The organism is Streptomyces sp. NPDC002324 (assembly GCF_053593335.1).
In genome coordinates this window covers 1-18941 of sequence record NZ_JBSFCF010000051.1, presented here as the reverse complement: position 1 = coordinate 18941, position 18941 = coordinate 1, and the positions used below count along the sequence as shown (strand labels likewise).

12 protein-coding genes and 3 pseudogenes are annotated in these 18941 nt (G+C 71.6%); 9 read left to right on the top strand and 6 right to left on the bottom strand.

The genetic code is table 11. The features are described from left to right. The first annotated feature begins 41 nt into the window (after window positions 1-41). From ACWCRJ_RS39670 to ACWCRJ_RS39660, 3 genes and pseudogenes are all read left to right on the top strand, one after another. A complete protein-coding gene (locus ACWCRJ_RS39670) occupies window positions 42-599 on the top strand; it encodes a hypothetical protein (RefSeq protein ID WP_450943845.1) in 558 nt (185 codons plus the stop codon). Continuing rightward, window positions 596-2800 (top strand): M48 family metalloprotease, encoded by a 2205-nt coding sequence (locus ACWCRJ_RS39665; RefSeq protein ID WP_450943844.1) that lies wholly within the window; start codon window positions 596-598, stop codon window positions 2798-2800. Before ACWCRJ_RS39670 ends, ACWCRJ_RS39665 begins: the two co-directional genes overlap by 4 nt. 125 nt (window positions 2801-2925) lie before the next feature. Next, window positions 2926-3060 (top strand): annotated as a pseudogene (locus ACWCRJ_RS39660) (IS5/IS1182 family transposase); the annotation flags it as partial. Between the two features lie 461 nt (window positions 3061-3521). Here ACWCRJ_RS39660 and ACWCRJ_RS39655 read toward each other — a convergent pair. Next, entirely contained in the window at window positions 3522-4160 is a 639-nt protein-coding gene (locus ACWCRJ_RS39655; protein ID WP_450943843.1) for a TetR/AcrR family transcriptional regulator, read from the bottom strand. A gap of 159 nt (window positions 4161-4319) precedes the next feature. Between ACWCRJ_RS39655 and ACWCRJ_RS39650 the strand changes: the two genes are divergently transcribed. Next, window positions 4320-6674 (top strand): MMPL family transporter, encoded by a 2355-nt coding sequence (locus ACWCRJ_RS39650; protein WP_450943842.1) that lies wholly within the window; start codon window positions 4320-4322, stop codon window positions 6672-6674. A gap of 713 nt (window positions 6675-7387) precedes the next feature. Beyond that, window positions 7388-8872 carry a ricin-type beta-trefoil lectin domain protein gene (locus ACWCRJ_RS39645; protein WP_450943841.1) on the top strand — a complete coding sequence of 495 codons (1485 nt, stop codon included), beginning with the start codon at window positions 7388-7390 and terminating at the stop codon, window positions 8870-8872. 263 nt (window positions 8873-9135) lie between these two features. Here ACWCRJ_RS39645 and ACWCRJ_RS39640 read toward each other — a convergent pair. From ACWCRJ_RS39640 to ACWCRJ_RS39630, 3 genes and pseudogenes are all read right to left on the bottom strand, one after another. Continuing rightward, window positions 9136-9195, bottom strand: a pseudogene (locus ACWCRJ_RS39640) (hypothetical protein); the annotation flags it as partial. A gap of 239 nt (window positions 9196-9434) precedes the next feature. Next, window positions 9435-9853: pseudogene (locus tag ACWCRJ_RS39635) on the bottom strand (APC family permease); the annotation flags it as partial. A gap of 147 nt (window positions 9854-10000) precedes the next feature. Next, on the bottom strand, window positions 10001-10297 hold the full coding sequence (locus ACWCRJ_RS39630; protein ID WP_450943840.1) for a DUF2218 domain-containing protein: 297 nt from the start codon (window positions 10295-10297) through the stop codon (window positions 10001-10003). Between the two features lie 163 nt (window positions 10298-10460). On the opposite strand from ACWCRJ_RS39630, the gene ACWCRJ_RS39625 reads away from it, so the two are divergent. Further along, a complete protein-coding gene (locus ACWCRJ_RS39625) occupies window positions 10461-11426 on the top strand; it encodes a D-2-hydroxyacid dehydrogenase family protein (protein WP_450943839.1) in 966 nt (321 codons plus the stop codon). Window positions 11427-11457: 31 nt separating this feature from the next. On the opposite strand, the gene ACWCRJ_RS39620 is transcribed toward ACWCRJ_RS39625, so the two are convergent. After that, a complete protein-coding gene (locus tag ACWCRJ_RS39620) occupies window positions 11458-13347 on the bottom strand; it encodes a glycoside hydrolase family 97 catalytic domain-containing protein (RefSeq protein ID WP_450943838.1) in 1890 nt (629 codons plus the stop codon). Window positions 13348-13393: 46 nt separating this feature from the next. Continuing rightward, window positions 13394-15745 carry a glycosyl hydrolase family 95 catalytic domain-containing protein gene (locus tag ACWCRJ_RS39615; RefSeq protein WP_450943837.1) on the bottom strand — a complete coding sequence of 784 codons (2352 nt, stop codon included), beginning with the start codon at window positions 15743-15745 and terminating at the stop codon, window positions 13394-13396. Window positions 15746-15966: 221 nt separating this feature from the next. On the opposite strand from ACWCRJ_RS39615, the gene ACWCRJ_RS39610 reads away from it, so the two are divergent. The 3 genes from ACWCRJ_RS39610 to cobM all read left to right on the top strand — a co-directional run bounded on the left by ACWCRJ_RS39610 (window position 15967) and on the right by cobM (window position 18830). Beyond that, complete coding sequence (locus ACWCRJ_RS39610) at window positions 15967-16668, top strand: polysaccharide lyase family 7 protein (RefSeq protein ID WP_450943836.1); 702 nt, start codon at window positions 15967-15969, stop codon at window positions 16666-16668. A gap of 129 nt (window positions 16669-16797) precedes the next feature. Further along, window positions 16798-18084, top strand: a complete 1287-nt coding sequence (gene cbiE, locus ACWCRJ_RS39605) for a precorrin-6y C5,15-methyltransferase (decarboxylating) subunit CbiE (protein ID WP_450943835.1) — start codon at window positions 16798-16800, stop codon at window positions 18082-18084. Continuing rightward, window positions 18081-18830 (top strand): precorrin-4 C(11)-methyltransferase, encoded by a 750-nt coding sequence (cobM, locus tag ACWCRJ_RS39600; RefSeq protein WP_450943834.1) that lies wholly within the window; start codon window positions 18081-18083, stop codon window positions 18828-18830. Before cbiE ends, cobM begins: the two co-directional genes overlap by 4 nt. The last annotated feature ends 111 nt before the right edge of the window (window positions 18831-18941 follow it).

The following is an 18941-nucleotide window of genomic DNA, read 5'->3' as shown; positions in this document are numbered from 1 at the left end:
TCCGATGGCGTAGGACCGAACAGCCGACGATCTCCATTCCGTTGCCGGACGACGACGCGGATGCCGGCAGCGTGCGGGGCTGGGAGGTGTTCACCCGGTTCAGCCGTGAGGTGTTCGTCTCGGCCCATCCCGAGGACAGGGCCGAGTTCGACCCTGTGCTGGCGGAGTTCCGCAAGGACCCCCACGGTGTCCTGAGGTCCCGTCAGCTGCGGCCCAAGGTGGGCAGCGGCGTCATCCTGCAGTCGGCCGTCCCCTACGTGTTGCCGGTGGTGTCGTTGCTGGTGGGGCTCGTGGCCGAACGGGTCGTCAACGGCGCACTCGACGTCATCAGCGACGCCACCCGCCGCAAGGTCACCTGTCTGCTCGAACAACGCCGCGCGGACACGGCGACCCCGGTGACCCCGCACGACGGGGCGACAGCTTCGGCGGCGGTGACCACCGCGACTCCCACGGCCCGGCTGAACCCGGACGAGGAACAGGTCCTGCGCACACTGCTGACAGGCTGGGCCGTGGGGATGCGCATGGACGAGGCGAAGGCCCGTGATCTTGCCGACGCGATCCTGGACGTCCTGCGTCAACGGGGTGACGCGGCACCGTGACCGATACCGCCACCTCCGGACCTCCCCCACTCTCGCCCTCCCCCGCCGAGAGCCGGCCGACCTCGCGGCACTGGCCGGGTGTCATCTCCTCGGCCGGTGCCCGGTACCTGTTGCTGGTGGCCGTCCTGCTGCTCGCCGGCGCCTTCGCCGGGCAGATCATGCACAACCAACTCCTCGGGACCTCGTGGGCGTCGACCACGTTGCGCTGCATCGACGGGGCTGTCCGGGCCGTACCCGGCCAGGGCGTTTCCCAGGACTTCGCGCGCAACACCTACGTCCAGGACTGCACCCGGCCGGTGCAGCTGCGACTCGCCCTGGTGTCGTTGTCGGGATCGTTCGCGGTGCTGCTCCTGGGAGTGGCAAGCCTGTGGGTGCTGCCCCGGCGGTTGATGCGGCAGGCGGGTCCGCTGGTGAAGGCACCGGCCGAGTGGCAGCACCGCGCGGCCCTGGCCGCGTCCGAGATGGGCGTCCGGCGGGTGCCCGTCGTGATGTGGGGTTCGGTGTGGCTTCAGGAGGCGTTCACCGCGGGCCGGCCGGGCCGGACCAGGATCGTCCTGCCCCGTGGGGTGCGGGACCTGCCGCCCGCGCAGGCCGACGCGATCCTCCGGCACGAGCTGGCGCATGTGGCCGCGGGCGATGTCACCTCGGTGTGGCTGACCCGCGGCGTGTGGTGGGCGCTCGCCCCGGTTCTTCTGGTGCCGACGGTCACCATCGTGGTGCGGGACCGGTACCACGAGCGTCGGGGTGCGTTCACCGTGCTCGGCACCTCCTTCTGGGGAGAGTACGGCGTACGGGCGCTGTTGCTGCTCATCGTCGCGGCTCTCATCTCGCAACACGTGCTGCGCTCGCGCGAGCACGAAGCCGACCTGCGTTCGCTGCGGGGCCGGAGCCGCGAGCCCCTGGAGTCGCTCCTGGCCGGGCAGCCGTCGCCGGCGATGTCGTGGGTGGACCGCGCCCGTGCGACCCACCCCACGGCGGCCCGGAGACTGGCCGCCCTGCGGCAGGCGCGCCTGCCGCTTCCCGTGTCACTGCTCGACGTCACGGTCACCGGCCTGCTCAGCGCGATGGTCATGAACGCGACCGTCGACCTGGCCCAGGCCGGATTCACCGGCACATCGCTGACAGGCGGGCCCGCGCTGCTGCTGAGCGCCCTGGTCACCGGATCGCTGCTGTCGGTCGGATGGGGCATCGCGGTGTGGCGCGGTGCTCCGGCCGGGGGCGGTGCCGGGCCGGTCCCCCGTGGAGCCCTGCTGGCCCTGGCAGCGAGTATGCCCGTGGGGCTGGTGGCGCAGTTGCAGAGCACCGGCACCAGTGGGGCCGGCCCCTCGGGCCGGTGGCCGTTGGTGGTGACGCTGCCGCTGGCCGTGGCGGGCGCGGGTGCGCTGAGTTCGGCTCTCGCCCGGCTGTGGGTCCGTCGCGGCGGCGCAGCGCCCGGCTCACGGTGGGGATGGGCCGCAGCCGTCGGCGTCAACCTCGTACTGTTCACCGGCGCCCTGCGGATCGCGCAGGAGAGTGCCCTCTTCCTCGGACTGTCCGGCTGGCGGAAGGCGGTCGACGCGCTCGCGCTCAGCGGCATGTACTCGGCCTCGGCGGACTCCACCGCACTGGGACTGGCCGTTGTCGCCCTGTTCGCTCTCTGGCTCGCCCTGCGGGGCGACCGGACCCTCCCGCCACCCGGCGCCGGGGTCACGACGGGCCGGCACGTGGTGTGGACGGTGGCAGCGGCAGCCGGCGCGGCGGTGGCCGCTCGATGGGCGTACGAACCGGTGGTGCCCCAGGGCGGCTCCCTGTCCGCCACCCAGTTCGACTGCTGGGCGGCAACCTGCGCGGGACTCGCCACTCTGGCCGCCCTGCTCGCCCTCAAGGGCGCCTCAGGCCTCGGTGACGCCCTGTACGCGGCGCCACTGTCCGCCACGCTCGCCGGAGCGGTCATGTGGGCGCGCTACCTCGGCTCCTGGCACCACCCCCTCCAAGCTGCCGCCCTCTACGCCACCAACCCCTTCTCCCAGCTCGCCCTGCTCCTGCTCGCGCTCGCGCTGCCCGCGGCCTTCCTCCCCACTCCCACCCTCGGTCACGGTCGCGGGTGGATGGCCGGTCTGACTCCGGTCCTGGCCGCCCTCCTCGCGGCAGCGGGCGTCCTCGCGGTCCTCCACTCCGGGGACAGCCTGCTGTTCGTCCCCCCGACGGGCACCTCGCCCTGACGGTCGGCCGGATCGCCGGGACACCTCAGCTGTCACTCACCTCGACGTCTGGCGCCTCAGTCCTTCGAGGCGGCCAGGAACCCCTCGACCGTCACCGTGGTCACCGCGTGCTCCAGCCGGCCTGGAAGTTCCTGATCTGGTCAAGAGCCGGCGTCCGGGGGCGGCCGCACGAGGCCGTGCTTCACCGGCTCGACGGCACCGGCCTCGTCGACGTCACCCGCGTCGTCCTGGACACCGCCCACGTCCGGGCTGGGAAGGGGCCAAGGCCGTGGCCCTCGGCCGCACGAACCTACTGGCCTTGGACCTTGACCAGACACATAGGGGCACCCCCCGGAAGTTCGGTCTCCCGGACTCCACAGGCGCGACCGCTCGGGAGGCACCTGATGCGTGCAATGCCCCGTCGCGCCGTGGCCGCCGTTCCCGCCGCCGTGCTGATGCTCGCGCTCGTCGGCTGTGGGGGCGTGACCCGACTCCGCTGACTTCGCCGTCGGCGATGCGCAGGCTGCCGCTCCCGCCGAGGGCGGCGCCGCGAACGGGGAAGCGGCAGGCGGCGACGTGGTGGAGACACCGCTGACGGGTGAGGCGAAGGAGAAGTCCGAGGCGGCGGCATCGGCGGACTACCCGGGCACGGTGGTCAAGTCCTAGGAGGACGCGGCGAATCCCGGGATGTACGCGGTGGAGATCAAGAAGGCTCTCGACTCGGCGGAGGGCGGCTGCGGGATCAGGTGCGTGCGACGTTGCTGAGCGCGGTGCGCAGATCGCCCTCTCCGGGCCGCAGCGGGGGCAGGGGAGTTGCGTTGGCGGGGTTGAGCGAGTCGAAGAGCAGGGCGATGAAGCGGGCGCGCAGGGAGGGAGCGGTGCCCGGCAGCGCGAGGCCGCCGACGGCCATCACGAGGAAGCGCGGGATGTCTTCCGCGGTGAGGTCGGGACGGATCTCGCCCTCCTGCTGCGCGCGCAGCAGGAGGGCGTGGAGAGAGTCGCTGAGGCGTTGGAGGGCGTCCATGGCGATGTCGGTGAAGTTACCGGCGAAGGTGACCAGTCCCTGTTCCTGAGCGATCAGGCTGAGCAGATGTGTGGCGATGTCCTGGAGGGACTGGCGCGGGTGGGGTGCGTCCGCGGCATCGTCGATGAGGGGGAGCAGGTCGGTTTCGAGGATGTTGTCGAGGACGGCCCGGACGACGGCTTCCCGGTTTGGGAAGTGGCGATAGAGGGTGGCGATGCCCACGCCGGCCTCGGCCGCGATCTGTTCCAGGGAGGCTTCGCCCGTGCTGAGCACGGTGCGCCCGGCGGCGGTGATGCGCTCCACGCTGGAGCGTGCGTCGACTCTGCGCCGGGGCGCGCGGTCCTTCGTGGTCGCCATGTGCGGTTCCTCTCTGCTCCGGCCGGCTCCGGCGGGCTCCGGCGGGCTCCGGAAAGGCTATCCGCACCCCGGATGATAGTTCCCTATCGTTTTGATAGTAGCCTCTCACTTCGCGTGCCGTGCCGTCCGTCGAGGGCGCATGGAGAAGGGGAGAGAACTGTGTCCGTCCTGTTCTACCGGCTGGGAAGGTTTGCCTACGGCAAACCCTGGTATGTCATCGTGGGCTGGCTGGCCGTGGTGGCGGCCGTCGTGGCGCTTCTCGTGACCAGCCCGGTCAAGCTCAGCAACGAGGTGCGTATCGACGGCACCCCGTCCCAGAAGGTCATCGACGATCTGGCCACCTCTCTGCCGGAAGCGTCCGGGGGCCAGGGCATGTTGGTTTTCAAGGCCCCGGACGGAGCCCGGATCGACGACGTGGGCGTTCGTACCGCCCTGATGGCGGCGGTGGACGCCGTCTACAGCCACGACCACGTCATCGACACCAGGAAGGTCCTGGCGCGGGAAGCCGCCAAGGGGGAGAGCAGTCCGCTGCTGCGGGCCCAGACGGCGGTGGCTCAGGCTGCCGGACAGTCACCCTCCGCCAAGACCCCCGTACCGTTCCAGGCCGACGGTCGGCCGGTGGCGGGAGTCACGGTCTCGGCCGACGGCTCGACGGCTCTGATGCAGTTCCAGTTCGACGAGCAGACCTACGAGCTTCCCTCCGGGACGATCGACAGCACCGTCGAGGTCGCTGAACGCGAGTCCGCACCCGGCGGTCTCCAGGTCCTGCCGTCGGCGAGCATGATGGAGATCCCCGAGGTCGTCGGCGTCGGGGAGATCGTCGGCGTCGTCGTCGCGGCCGTCGTCCTGCTGATCACCTTGGGGTCGGTCGTGGCAGCGGGCCTGCCCCTCGTCATCGCCCTGGTCGGTGTCACGGTGGGAGTGGGCGGCGCCTTCACCCTCTCTACCGTCTTCGAGATCCATTCGCTCACCGCGGTACTGGCACTGATGCTGGGACTGGCCGTGGGCATCGACTATGCCCTGTTCATCGTCAACAGGCAGCGCCGGCTGATTCTGGACGACGGGCTGGACGCGCACGAAGCGGCCGGCCGCGCCATCGGCACCGCCGGAAGCGCGGTCTTCTTCGCCGGCACCACCGTCGTCATCGCCCTGACGGGGCTGCTGGTCGTCGGGATCACTCTGCTCAGCACCATGGCCGTGGTCGCCGCCGCCACGATCGCGATCTCCGTCCTGCTCGCCCTGACCCTGCTCCCGGCGCTGTTGGGTCTGGTCAAGGAACGCGTCTGCTCCAGCCGGACCCGGAACACGGCGCGGCAGCGGAAAGCCGTCGCCGCACCCGTGCGGGCAACCCGCTGGGGAGCGCGCCTGGTGCGCCACAGGTACCCCGCTCTCGCGATCGCGCTCCTTGTTCCCGCGGTTCTGGCAGTGCCTGCCGCCGACATGAAGCTGGGCCTGCCCTCCGGGGCCAGCTACAACGGCGGCACCGCGCAGCGCCAGAGCTACGAGCTGGTCAGCGACACCTACGGGCCCGGCTACAACGGCCCGCTCCTGGTCGCCGTCAGCCCCACCGCGAAGGAACAACCCCTCACTCCCGCAACGCTTGCCGCCGTCACCTCCGAGCTGAAGGACATCAAGGGCGCGACCGCGGTCTCACTGGCAGGGATGAACAGCACCGGTACCACGGCCATCCTCAGCCTCATTCCCGGCAGTGGCCCCAACGACGACGCGACCAAGGACCTCGTCACCGCCGTACGGAACAAGAGCCCGCAGATCAGCGACACCCACGGCGCCGCGATCGGCATCACCGGCTTCACCGCCCTCGCGATCGACATCTCGGACCGGCTCGCCGACGTCCTGCCCCTCTACGTGGCGACCGTGCTCGTACTCTCCCTGATCGTCCTCCTCCTGGTCTTCCGCTCCTTCCTGGTCCCGGTGATGGCCACCCTCGGCTTCCTGCTGAGCATCGCCGCCACCTTCGGCCTCACCACGGCCGTTTTCCAGTGGGGCTGGCTACAGGACCTGATCGGACTCGACGCCACCGCTCCCGTCGTCAGCCTGCTGCCCATCATCATCACCGGCATCCTCTACGGGCTCGCCATGGACTACCAGATGTTCCTGGTCACCTCCATGCGCGAAGCACACGTCCACGGCGCCACCCCGCGCGACGCCACCGTCACGGGTTTCGCTCGTGCCGGCTCCGTCGTCGTCGCGGCGGCCACCATCATGGTCTCCGTGTTCGCGGGATTCGTCTTCAACGCCCAGCCCATGATCAAGCAAGCCGGCTTCGCGCTGGCCGCGGGCATCCTCACCGACGCCTTCGTCATCCGCATGACGCTCATCCCGGCCACGATGGCACTCGCGCAGGAGAAGGCCTGGTGGATCCCCGCCTGGCTGGACCGCCTGCTTCCCGACCTCGATGTCGAGGGCGACAAGCTCGCGCAGAAGATCCCGTTGCCCCACCATGTGACCGCCCGGTCGCACGGCATGGCGCAGAAGGCGGAATCCGTCAACTGACCGTAGTCGCAGTCGCTTCTCGTGCCGCCCTCAGGCCACCTGGCGGGAAGAGACTGTGACAGGCAGGGCCGCCTGTCGAGGCTCCGGGCGCAGTCGGGCACACGCGTCGCTGTTCGGCCGACACGGGCGCGGCCGGCCCGCGCGGCTCCGTGGACGGCCGCCGGGACCGGCTGTGCGGCATGGTGGCCCTCGTACTTCGACCGCACGGCCGTGGCCGAGGGAGTGCCCGTCGGCGGCCCTGGGCATGGGCGAGGCGTGCAAGGTACGTGCCGCTCGACCTGGCTGCCCGGCCGCCGAACTCGGCTCCGTGCGCCGCGAGTTGCAGCAACTGGATCAACTCTCCGGCAAGTGCGTCGCCTTTCCGGTACCCGGCTCGCCGATGAAGCTCCATGCGGCGGCAGGCCAAGGATGTAACCCTGTGCGGCATATGTCTGGTGGGTGTGGGACGGCCTGTCGAACAGCCGCCCTCGCCCCCATCGACCGGTGGACCGCTCCGGGTCCGGTGAGGGGACCGCGTCGTATTTCGGAACGGTCACGGGTCTTGTCGCCCATGCGCGTGCCGTGCCAATCTCCGCCATGGTTACGTAAACATGGCCGGTTCGAATGGGTCCGAGTATCCGTACCGGACCCTGGTTCATCAGGATCATCAGTGCCTCGGCTCAGGTGACGAACCCGCACTCCGCCCTCCGCGCTTTCCTGTCACTGGAGACGACATGACCAAGACCCCGACGAGGTCCAGAAGGCTGGCCACCGTGCTCATGGCCGGCCTAGGTGCGACGCTCATGTTCCTGAGCGCTGCCCCTCCTGCCCTCGCCCAGTCGGCCGCCGACACGTCAGCCGCCTCGCACGCGTCGGAGAAGCCCAAGCCGAAGGGCGGTACCAGTGACTTCCGCGGAGTGAACTGGGCCGACCCGCGCGACAACTACGCCAGTGACGCCGTCGTGCCGAGCGGGCTGGCGGTGACCGACAACTACCGCACCGTGTACCGCACCACGGACAAGATGGTGCGCGGCTTCAAGAAGAACCTGGGCGCCAACACGCTGCGTCTGCCGATCAACCCGGCGACCGTGAACTCCACCTGGTGGAAGTCGTACCGGGCGACGATCGACGCGGCCACGGCCTACGGTGACAAGGTCATCGTCAGCTACTGGGAGGCCGACACCAGCAAGGACGGGCTGGTCGACGACACGGCCGCCTGGAAGAAGATGTGGAAGACCGTGGTGCGGGAGTACAAGCACAACCCGCGGGTCTACTTCGAGCCGATGAACGAGCCGCACGGCTACACGCTGAAGCAGTGGGTGTCCGTCACCAGCGGCTGGCTGGCCCAGTACAAGGACGTCCCGCGCGGCCGTGTCGTGATCAGCGGCACCGGCTACAACGACAACGTCACCGGCGTCGGCGCGGCCCGCGAACTGCGCGGCACGCTGCTGTCCCTGCACTTCTACGGCTTCTGGAACAGCTACACCAAGCAGTCCGAATGGACCGCCGACCTCAAGGCCCGGATCGGCAAGTACGCCGGCCGGACCATCATCGACGAGGCCGGCGCCCCGATGACCATCGGCCTGAACTACGGCGCCTGGAACGGCAACATCTACACCTCGTACCTCGCGGCCGTGGCCAACACCGCCCGGAGCAAGGGGATGGGCCTGGTCTACTGGCCGGGGCTGCGGTTCGACGACGCCTACTCGATCCAGTCGCTGGACGCCAAGGGCAACCTCGTGAACAACAGCGAGACCGGAGTCGCGCTGCTGCGCTGGGGCTACGGCTTCGGCAAGACCCCGCCGGTCAACGACCTGCCGCCCGCGCCTCCCGGTGAGGTCCTGCGGGGCGTGGGCTCGGGCCGCTGCGTCGACGTGCCCGGCTTCAGCACGAAGAGCGGAACCCAGCTCGACCTCTGGGACTGCAACTCCGGAGGCAACCAGATCTGGAACTGGAACGCGGACAAACAGCTCACTGTCTATGGCAACAAGTGCATGACGGTAGGAGGCACCGGAGCCACGGCGGGCGACCCCGTGGTCATCGCCGACTGCACCGGCGCGGCGGCACAGCAGTGGAACGTGAACGCGGACCTCTCCGTGACCAGCGTCGCGAACCCGGCACTGTGCCTGGACGCGGCCGGAGCGGGCACCGGCAACGGCACGCAGGTCGACGTCTGGCTCTGCAACGGCAGCAACAACCAGCAATGGACCAGGAGCTGACGCCGGCACCTGCCTGCCTCGGCCCCGACTCGGAGCACTGACCCGACATCGTTCGGAACCGTCGGCGCCGTCGCGCTTCGCCCTGGGCGAGGCCGGCGGCGCCGACGCCGCTCGTGTGGACCGGCCGGGCGGGACCAGGGCCCCGTCGATCCGTCGAACCGTCCGCCCAGAACGGCCTGGGCGGATGCGAAGGCCAGGAACTGGGTCACCTGGCGGGCGGCGAAATGGTCGTCGGAGACCAGGACGACGGTGCGGCGGCCGTCGGGGAGGCGGGGGCCGAGGGTGATGCCCTCGACGTTGTCGACCCGGGAGCCCGGGTACATCCGACAGGTCGGTCACGAGCATTGTGCGCACCGGCCGCACCGGCCGCACCGGCCGCACCGGCCGCACGGGCCGCACCGGCCGCACGGCCCGGACAGGCGGTGCGGACGGGGCGAGAGGGAGTCGCGGCCGCGGATGTCGGTGGCGCCGTGCAGGTCGACCTGGTAGACGCGGACCTTCCAGCTGTGGTCGGCGTAGATCGGGCGCGCCCCAGGACCAGGAGCCGCGACCCCGCGCTTCGGTCCGCGTCGGCGACCACGGTGCCGACGCGGTCGGCGAGGGTCGGGTCGCGGCGGACCAGGAGGGCCGCGTAGCCGATGGTTGCGAGCAGCGCGGCCGGCGCCGCGTAGGGGAACCAGCTGTACGGGCCGGGCCGGCCCGGCTTGGCGAGGTAGTGGAGCGGGTCCGGCATCGCCAGGGTGCCGAGCGCGGGCAGGACGAGGTGCCGGACCACCCGGAACTCCCGCGGCCGTATCTGCGGTAGTACAGCGGCAGGGCGATGTCGGAGGCGAGGTGGACCAGCAGGATCCGGATGGTGCCGAGGGTCGAGGACTTGGTGAAGAAGACCACCGGCTTCATCGGTCCGCCGCCGGATCCCAGCAGATGGCCCAGGCTCCAGCCGCCGATGATCAGCAGGGTGGTGGCGGCGAAGGTGACGATCGGCAACGGGCGGGCCACGAGCGGCCAGGGGCGGCCACGAACGCGATCAGCGCGCCTCCGCCCGCGTGCCGTCGCGTGGCGTCGGCGCATCGGTCGGGACGGGTCTGTGGGGGCCGGATGTCCGCCGCGGCCGTCGGCTCTCGCCTGTCAGCTCTCGGAGGGCTCTTCCCAGGTGACGGACAGTTCGTTGCGCTGGCCGAAGCGTTCGAGGTGGCTGCCCACGACCTCGCGGATGGAGGTGAGCGCGGACGCGTCGGGTGCGGTCACGCGGATCAGGAGGTGGTCATCGGCGGGCTGGAGGAGGACATCGGTCTGCTCGAAGGTGAGGCGGTGGCCGCCTTCGGGCGTCTGCTCGGTGGGGATCTTCCGGCCGAAGTGCGAGGCGAGTTGCTTGGCGTAGCGGGGTGCGGCGTCGGTGGAGGCGCGGCCGAGGGAGGTGGGCATGGGGAGACTCCAAGGGGCGGGGGTCAAGGCGCTGCGACCGTTGCTTCAGATTTGAAGTGACTGTCGTGTCGACCATAGCCCTGCATGATTCAAATTTGAATCAAAGGTGATGTCGCGTGGATCACATTCCTGCCTACGGGGCGGCGAACGGCAGACTGCCCGTATGACCCTCCACTGCGCAGTGCTGGACGACTACCAGGGCGCCGCCCTCACCATGGCCGACTGGAGCCCCCTCGCCGACCGGGTCGAGGTGCGCACGCTCCGCGAGAACATCACCGACCGGGACGGGCTCGTGGCCGAACTCACCGACTGCGAGATCGTCGTGGCCATGCGGGAACGCACCCCCATCGACGCCGACCTGCTGCGCCGACTGCCCCGGCTGCGCCTGCTGGTGACCACCGGTATGCGCAACGCCTCCATCGACCTCGCCGCGGCCCGGGCCCAGGGTGTGGTCGTGTGCGGTACGGCGAGCAGCCCCACCCCGCCCGTCGAACTGACCTGGGCGCTCCTCCTCGGCCTGGCCCGCCACCTCACCGTGGAGAGCCGGGTGCTGCGCGAGGGCGGCCCCTGGCAGTCCACCGTCGGGCAGGACCTGCACGGCCGTACCCTCGGACTGCTCGGACTGGGCAGGATCGGCACCCGGGTGGCCCGCGTCGCCAACGCCTTCGGCATGGAGGTCCTCGCCTGGAGCCAGAACCTCACCGCCGAACGGGCGGCCGCGGTGGGAGCCCAACTCGCCGCCGGCAAGGCGGATCTGCTCGGCCGCAGCGACTTCGTGTCCGTCCACCTCGTCCTGTCCGACCGCACCCGCGGCCTGCTCGGGGAGCCGGAACTGCGTGCGATGCGCCCGCACGCCCACCTCGTCAACACCTCCCGAGCCGCCATCGTCGACCGGGCAGCCCTCGAACGCGCCCTGCGCGAGGGCTGGATCGCCGGCGCCGGTCTCGACGTCTTCGAGACCGAACCGCTCCCCGCCGACGACCCTCTGCGCTCCCTCCCGAACGTGCTCGCCACCCCGCACCTGGGCTATGTCACCGAGCGGAACTACCGCACCTTCTACACGGAGGCGGTGGAGGACATCACCGCCTTCCTCGCCGGCACCCCGGTCCGCACTCTGACACCCGGCTGAGCGGGTCCGGGCGCCCGCAGGCGAGGCCGCGTCAGCGGTAGCAGGTGGCGACCCCCGGGCGCCACGGGCAGGCCAGGGCGGCGAAACCGCCGTTGGCGGTGACGTCGACGGCGAGCGGGTCGCCGCCGCGCAGGACCCGTCGGTCCTGGACGAGGCCGTCGGCGCCGTCCCGGACCGTCTCGACCAGCCAGCGGCCGGAGCCCAGGGACAGCGGCACCTCGGCGGTGCGGGCCGCGCCGGCGTACACCCCGCCGACGAACCAGCGGTCGCCGCTGCGGCGTGCGAGCACCGCCTCCCGACCGGGCTGTCCGGCCAGGAGCCGGGTGTCGTCCCAGGCGGCGGGGACCTGGTCGAAGTAGGCGCGGGCGAGCGGGCGGGCGTCGTACGACTCGGGGGTGCCCGCGAACATCTGCAGGCCCGACTCGTAGGCGACGGAGAGCCCCACCTCGGCCGCGTCGGAGTTGGGGCGCAGTCCGACGCGCTGGAAGGCGCCGGGGGTGAAGTCCATGGAGCCGATGACGTTACGGGTGAAGGGCAGGGTGGTGAGGTGGGCGGCGGTGTTGGTGCGCTTCTCCTCGCCCGCGACGCCTTCCAGGGTCATCACGTGCGGCCAGGTGCGCTGGATGCCCTTGGGGATCGTGGAGCCGTGGAAGTTGACCAGGAGGTGGTGGGCGGCGGTCTCCGGGAGGATCGCGTCGTACCAGCGGAGCGTGGCCTGCGCCTCGGAGTCCATGAAGTCGATCTTGACACCCTTGACGCCCCAGCGTTCCAGGGTGGGCAGCCACCGGGCGCGTTCCTCGGCCGTGTCGAGGTCGCGCTGGTGGATCCAGACGATGATGCCGACCCCCCTGGCGCGCGCGTACGCGACGAGTTCGGGCATCCAGCTGTTGGTCTGCCAGTCCGGGTCGGTGGTGTCCCAGGCGTCCGACCTGAAGTACCAGCCCGCGTCGACGGCCTCGTAGGGCCAGCCGCGTTCGGCGGCGTAGTCGACGTACTCCTTCTGCGCCGCGAGGCTCTGGCCGGCCGGTCGGCCGCCGGCGAGCCAGGTCCACAGGGCGGTGCCGGGCCGGATCCAGGAAGGGTCACGGACCTTGGAGGCGGGGGCCAGGTCGTCGGTGAAGGTGGAGCCGGTGACGGTGGCGAGGTCGCCGGTGACCATGGCCCGCCAGGGGGTGGCGAGGGGGCCGTCGGTCCCGACCCGGTCGTCGGCGAGCCTGATCCGGTAGGTGCCCGTGCCCTGCTCGTGGGTGAGCCGGGCGCCGGAGTAGGCGCCGGTGAGGTCGGACTCGGCGAGCAGGGTGTAGCCGCCGTCGGTCGCGAACAGCGCCTGGTCCGCGTACGAGCCGGTGGGCGCGCTCGCGGCGGTGTACTGGACGAACTGCCCCTCGTTGTCGGCCCGGTAGGTGCCGAGCCAGGCCTGCGCGTCCGCCGGAAGGCTGAACGCGGACGTCTCGCCGAGCACGTCGCCGTACCCGGCGGGCAGGACGTACCGGTAGGCGACGCCGTCGGCGGAGGCGCGGACGACGAGGTCGAGCCGGGCACCGGCGGTGGTCGCGAACGACAGCCGGCTCTCGTCCATCCGCACCCGGCGCTCCAGCCGCTTGCCGGCCCTCGTCCGGTACCGCTCGTCGATCACCCTGTCCCTGCGGTGCAGGAAGCGCAGCCCCCGGGACAGGTCGGCCCGTTCGGTGACGATGCCGACGGGCGACGGCTCGATCACCGTACGGCCGCCGCGGGACACCGTCAGGCTCAGGGCGCCGGTGGTGGAGTCCAGGGACACCCGCGCGCGGGGTGCGTGCGCCGTCGCGGACACGGTCCAGGCGCGGTCGTGCGGTTCGGCCCGTGCGGGCACGGTGGTGAGCAGTGTGGCCATCAGCCCGGCGCAGAGCCCGGCGACCGCGGTCCTGATCGGAACCGCCATGAGAGTCCTCCCTGTTGCTGTGTACGTGGCCCTCGGACGGTGGCTTCTACGGCAGTCCCCAGGCGGCACCCGGCTCGCTGACGGCGACCGGCTCGATGACGAGGTCGGGCCGGGAGCCGGAGTGGACGAGGACCTCGCGGCCCTTGGGCAGGTCGATGGCGAGGGTGCCGTCGCCCAGGTCGTCGGTGCGGGCCGGTGTGCCGTCGTCGAGGAGGACGGTGAGGCGGCCGGCGAGCCCGTGCCGCAGCTTCAGCGGTTCACCGGCCAGGCTCCTGATCCGGATGAACCGGGTTGCCCCCGCCCTGCGGACGGCGCTGACCAGGAAGGCGCCCTGGGTGCGGAAGTCGTGCAGGGTCACGTCCGCCCAGGCGGAGGGGACGGCGGGGAAGACACGGATCACGCCGCCCCAGCTCTGGCAGAACATGTCGTGCAGCGACTGCGAGGCGGACAGCGGTGTCTCGATCACCGGACCGGCCTCGGTGTAGTGGGTGTTGGGCCGGCAGGGGTAGCGGGTGGTGGGGTCGAAGAACTTCCGCAGATAGCTGATCGCGGTGTCGCCGTCGCCGGTCATCGCGTACATCGACGCGGCTCCCGTGTAGCTGTAGCCCCGGTGGGCGCTGGGCAGCGCGTGCCAGCGGACGACCGACTTCGTGATCAGGTCACGGTTCTCGGGCTGCTCCCAGTTGACGAGGTACAGGGGATACACCATCAGCAGGTGCGAGTAGTGCCGGTGGGACTGCGCGTACGGGGTGTCGGCGCCGATCATGAAGCCGTTGCCGTCGACCGGGTACGGGGTGAGCCGGGTCAGCACCTCCTGCCAGCGCGGGATCAACTCGTCGTCCACACCGAGGAGTTCGGCGGAATCGATGAGCGTGCGGCAGCCCCAGCGGATGAGGGCCAGGTCGTAGTTGGTGTCCTGCGGCGGCACGACCGGATACTCGGGGGAGAGCGTGCTCGGCAGATGCAGCCTGCCGTCGCTGCCCGGGGTGAGGAAGTGCAGGTAGTAGTTGATCGCCCGGCGCAGTACCGGGAAGACCGTGTCGCGCAGCAAGGCCTGGTCCATGGAGTGCCGGTAGGTCAGCCACACGTTGTGCAGTGCCCAGGTGAGGTCGCCCACCTCGGCGCCGGTGCCCGGTCGGCCCACGTTCCGGGTGGCGAACATGTCCGAGCTGCGGCCGACACCGGAGCTGTCCGCGCGGTAGGCGGCCGGCACGTTGGCGATGAGCTGTTCCTGGTTCTGGCGCACGGTGGTGGCGAGCGAGTCGAGTTCCAGGTGGTTGGAGCCGTGGACGAGCCAGTACTCCAGCTGGACGTTGAGGTTCCACCACACCGCCGGCCACGGGGTCGGTTCCAGCCAGGGGCCGCAGGTGGCCATGGCGGGGCCGCCCGCGCGGCTGGCGGAGGCGACCTTGTAGAGCTGGATCCAGTGGAAGCTCTGCAGCCGTTCGTCGGGGAACGAGACGAAGCTCTTGGGGTAGAAGGCGTGCCACCAGTCGCGGTGCCGCCGGCGAAGGGTGTTGTACGACTTGGCGCGCCGGAGATGCCGTAGCGAGTCGGCCTCGGCGGCGGTCGTGGAGGGGGCGCTGTGGCCGACGGCGAGCAGCAGTTCGTCGCTGTCGCCCGAGCTGACGTGGCGGTAGGCGGTGGCGGTCTGGCCGCCGATGAGTGGCTGGAGCACCTGTTCGGTGCCGTCGGCGGTGGTCCGGGTCGTCCAGGGCGGGTGGGCGGTGTAGCCGGCGGGCGGGGCCTCGCTGATCCGCCGGGGGCTGACGGCCTCCTCGGGGTGGAAGGTCCAGACGACACGTTCGCCGCCGGCCGCCGTCACGCGGGTGGCCAGCACCTCGTCATGGACGAGGGCGGAGAGGGTGAGGGTGCCGGCGGTGGTGGTCACGGTGCCGGTCAGTTCGGCGTTCCACAGGCTCAGTCGCCAGTCGACGGCGGTGATGGTGCCGACCGGGTCGAGCGTGAGGTGGCCGACCGGCAGCCGGCAGGTGCCCCAGCCGCTGCCGAACTCGGGCCGGTGGTCCTGGACGCGGCCGTGCTGGACGGTGAACCGGATCCGGTTGGCGTCCGGTTCCTGATAGATCATGCTGCCGAGCAGCCCGTCGCCGAGGAACGGGCCCTCGTACCAGCGGGTGGGCAGTCTCCTCCAGCGCAGGTCCTGCTCGCGCAGGAACCGGTCCCAGGAGCCGTCGGTGGTCATGGTGTCGCGGAGTTGCCAGGGGCGTCTGCTCCCCGGGGCGGCCGGCGCATCGGCTCCGGTGGCCGGTGCCGCCGTCGGTAAGGGCGGTCCGGCATGGGCCGTTCCGGGCAGGGCCGCCGCTGCCGCGCCGCCCAACGCGGTGCCGATCACGGCACGGCGGGGCAGGGGGGAGTGCTTCCCCGACTGTGAGGTCATCATCGTCCTCCATACCTGACGGATCATCGATACATCGGGTGTATCGGCGAACCTAGGCAGGGCTGAGGGGTCTGTCAATGGGCCGGCCGATGGCAGGATCCCGTGCAACATGGGCCTGAATTAGCCTGTCTCGCCGGGGAATTGACCTCCATGCTCACTCTGGCACCTGGTCCAGACGTTTGCACTCCTCCGATGTTTCCTGTCGCGGAAGGACAAGGCTGATGAAGAGACGAACCGTCCTGCGGGCGGGAGCGGGTCTGCTGGCCGGCGGAACGGTCGCCGCTGCCCCCGCCGCCGACCCGACCGCCGTCCCGGCCCCACCCCCGACTGCCGTCCCGGCCGCCGACCCGACCGACGGCTGGACCCGGACCGCGTTCACGTACAGCTGGCACAAGCCCTGGAACCTCGACCTGAGCGACCGCCACAGCCACACCGGGGGCGTCCACCGTATGTGGGTGTACGCCACCGACGAGCCCTTCGAGCAGGGCAGCTCCACCGGCCCGCGCACGGAGATGCGCTGGAAGAACGACTACACCACCGGCGACCGCATGTGGGACGCCGACGTCTACCTCCCGGCCGGCACCGACCGCGCGTCCTTCGTCCAGATCCTGCGGACCCGACGCCCCTCGGGCACCCCGGCCACGGACATCATGCTCAACGTCCACGACACCGGCGGCGGCACCGTGCGCCGCTACGACGGCACGGTCCTCAAGACCGACGCCTACGACACCTGGTTCAACGTGAAGGTCGCCCACGAGGCGAGCGGCGGAACCGGCACCATCAAGGTCTATTTCGACAACGCCCTCGTCCTCACGGTCGCCGACCGCGGCCCCGCCACCCGCTACTTCAAGAACGGCGTCTACCACCACGGCTCCGGCCGCGCCGAGGCCCGCTTCCGCGACATCACCCATTGGGCCCGCTGACCGGGCGCGGCGCGGGAGCGCGGCGGCCGGCTCCCGCGCACCCGGGCACGGGTGCGCAGGTCACCGCCCAGTAGAGTGCGCCTCTGTCGTCCCCGAGAACCGTCCCCGATCCGCCCGAGGTACCGCGCAGTGACCCCCGCACGACCAGGACCGCCGTACGCCGTCACCGTCGTCGGGCTCGGCGCCGACGGCTGGCGCGGCCTCCCCGACGCCTCCCGGGCGGCGCTGCGCGAGGCCGGGGTCCTGATCGGTGCCCCCCGGCAGCTCGACCTGCTGCCGCCGCAGTGCGCGGGCGAGCGGATCACCTGGCCCTCGCCCCTGCGGCCCGCGGTCCCCGCCCTGCTCGCCGCGCACTCCGGCCGCCGGATCGCCGTACTGGCCAGCGGCGACCCCATGTTCTACGGCATCGGCCGCGCCCTCGCCGAGGAGGCCGGCGACCGGCTGCGCGTCCTGCCGCACCCCTCCTCCGTCTCCTACGCCGCCGCCCGCCTCGGCTGGCCGCTGGAGGACGTCGAGGTCGTCACGCTCGTCGGCCGGCCCGCCGCCCGCCTGGCCACCGCCCTGCACGACGGCCGACGGCTCCTCGTGCTCAGCGCGGACGCCGGTACACCTGCCGAGGTCGCGGCCCTGCTGCGGGACCGGGGCTTCGGACCGAGCCGGATGCGGGTCCTGGAACAGCTCGGCGGCGAGAAGGAGCGGACGGGCGAGGAGACCACCGCCGACGACTGGGAGCCCGCGCACCCGCCCGGCGACCCCCTCAACATCGTCGCCGTCGAGTGCCGACGGGCCCCGGACGCCCTCCGCCTCGGTGCCGGGCCCGGCCTCCCCGACGAGGCGTACGAGCACGACGGGCAGCTCACCAAGCGGTACGTCCGCGCCGCCACGCTGGCCGCGCTGGCCCCGGCACCCGGCGAACTCCTCTGGGACATCGGCGGCGGCTCGGGCTCGATCGCGATCGAGTGGATGCGCACGCACCCCACGTGCCGCGCGCTCACCGTCGAACGCGACCCGGTGCGCGCCGCACGCATCACCCGCAACGCCGACCGGCTCGGCGTGCCCGGCCTGCGGGTCGTCACCGGGGCCGCGCCCGCCGCCCTGGCCGAACTGCCGCCGCCCGACGCCGTGTTCATCGGCGGCGGGCTCACCGCGCCCGGCCTCCTCGACGCCTGCCGGCAGGCCCTGCCGCCGGGCGGGCGGCTGGTCGCCAACACCGTCACGCTGGAGTCCGAGGCAGTCCTCGCCGCAGCCCACCGCCGCCACGGCGGGGAGCTGGTGCGGCTCTCCGTGGCGCACGCCGTGCCCGTGGGCGGCTTCACCGGATGGCGGCAGGCGATGCCGGTGACCCAGTGGGCCGTACGCAGGACCAGTCTCGACACCGCCGACACCGCCGACACCGCTTCGGGAGCAGACAGATGACCGTGTACTTCATCGGCGCCGGCCCCGGTGCCGCCGACCTGATCACGGTCCGGGGCGCCCGCAGGCTCGCCGCCTGCGGGGTCTGCCTGTACGCGGGCAGCCTCGTCCCGCGCGAACTGCTGGCGGAATGCCCGCCGGACGCACGGCTGGTGGACACCGCTCAGCTCGATCTGGACCAGATCACCGCCGAGCTGGTGCGCGCGCACGAGGAGGGTCACGACGTGGCCCGGCTGCACTCGGGGGACCCGTCCGTGTTCAGCGCGGTCGCCGAGCAGATGCGGCGGCTGGACGCGGCGGGAGTGCCGTACGAGGTGGTGCCGGGGGTGCCCGCGTTCGCCGCCGCGGCGGCGGCGCTGAAGCGGGAGCTGACCGTGCCGACGGTCGGGCAGACCGTCATCCTCACGCGGATCGCGCAGCGGGCCACGGCCATGCCGGCGGGTGAGGATCTGGCCACGCTAGGCCGGAGCGGGGCGCTGATCGTGCTCCACCTGGCCGCGCGGTACGTGGACCGGGTCGTGGAGGAGCTTGTGCCGCACTACGGGGCGGACTGTCCTGCCGCGGTCGTCGCGTATGCCTCGCGGCCCGACGAGCTGATCCTGCGGGGGACGTTGGAGGAGATCGCCGGGCAGGTGAAGGCGGCGGGTGTGCTGCGTACGGCTGTGATCATGGTCGGGCGGACGCTGGGGGCGGAGCAGTTCCGGGACAGCCACCTGTACTCGCCGGAGCGGGACCGGCACGGGTGTTGATGGGCGGGGTGGGTGCGTTGTCGGGTGCGGGTGCGTGGGGCTTCTCGCGCAGTTCCCCGCGCCCCTGAAAGCACCAGGCCCTGCGCGGGAAGCCCCACCGGACCCGATCGG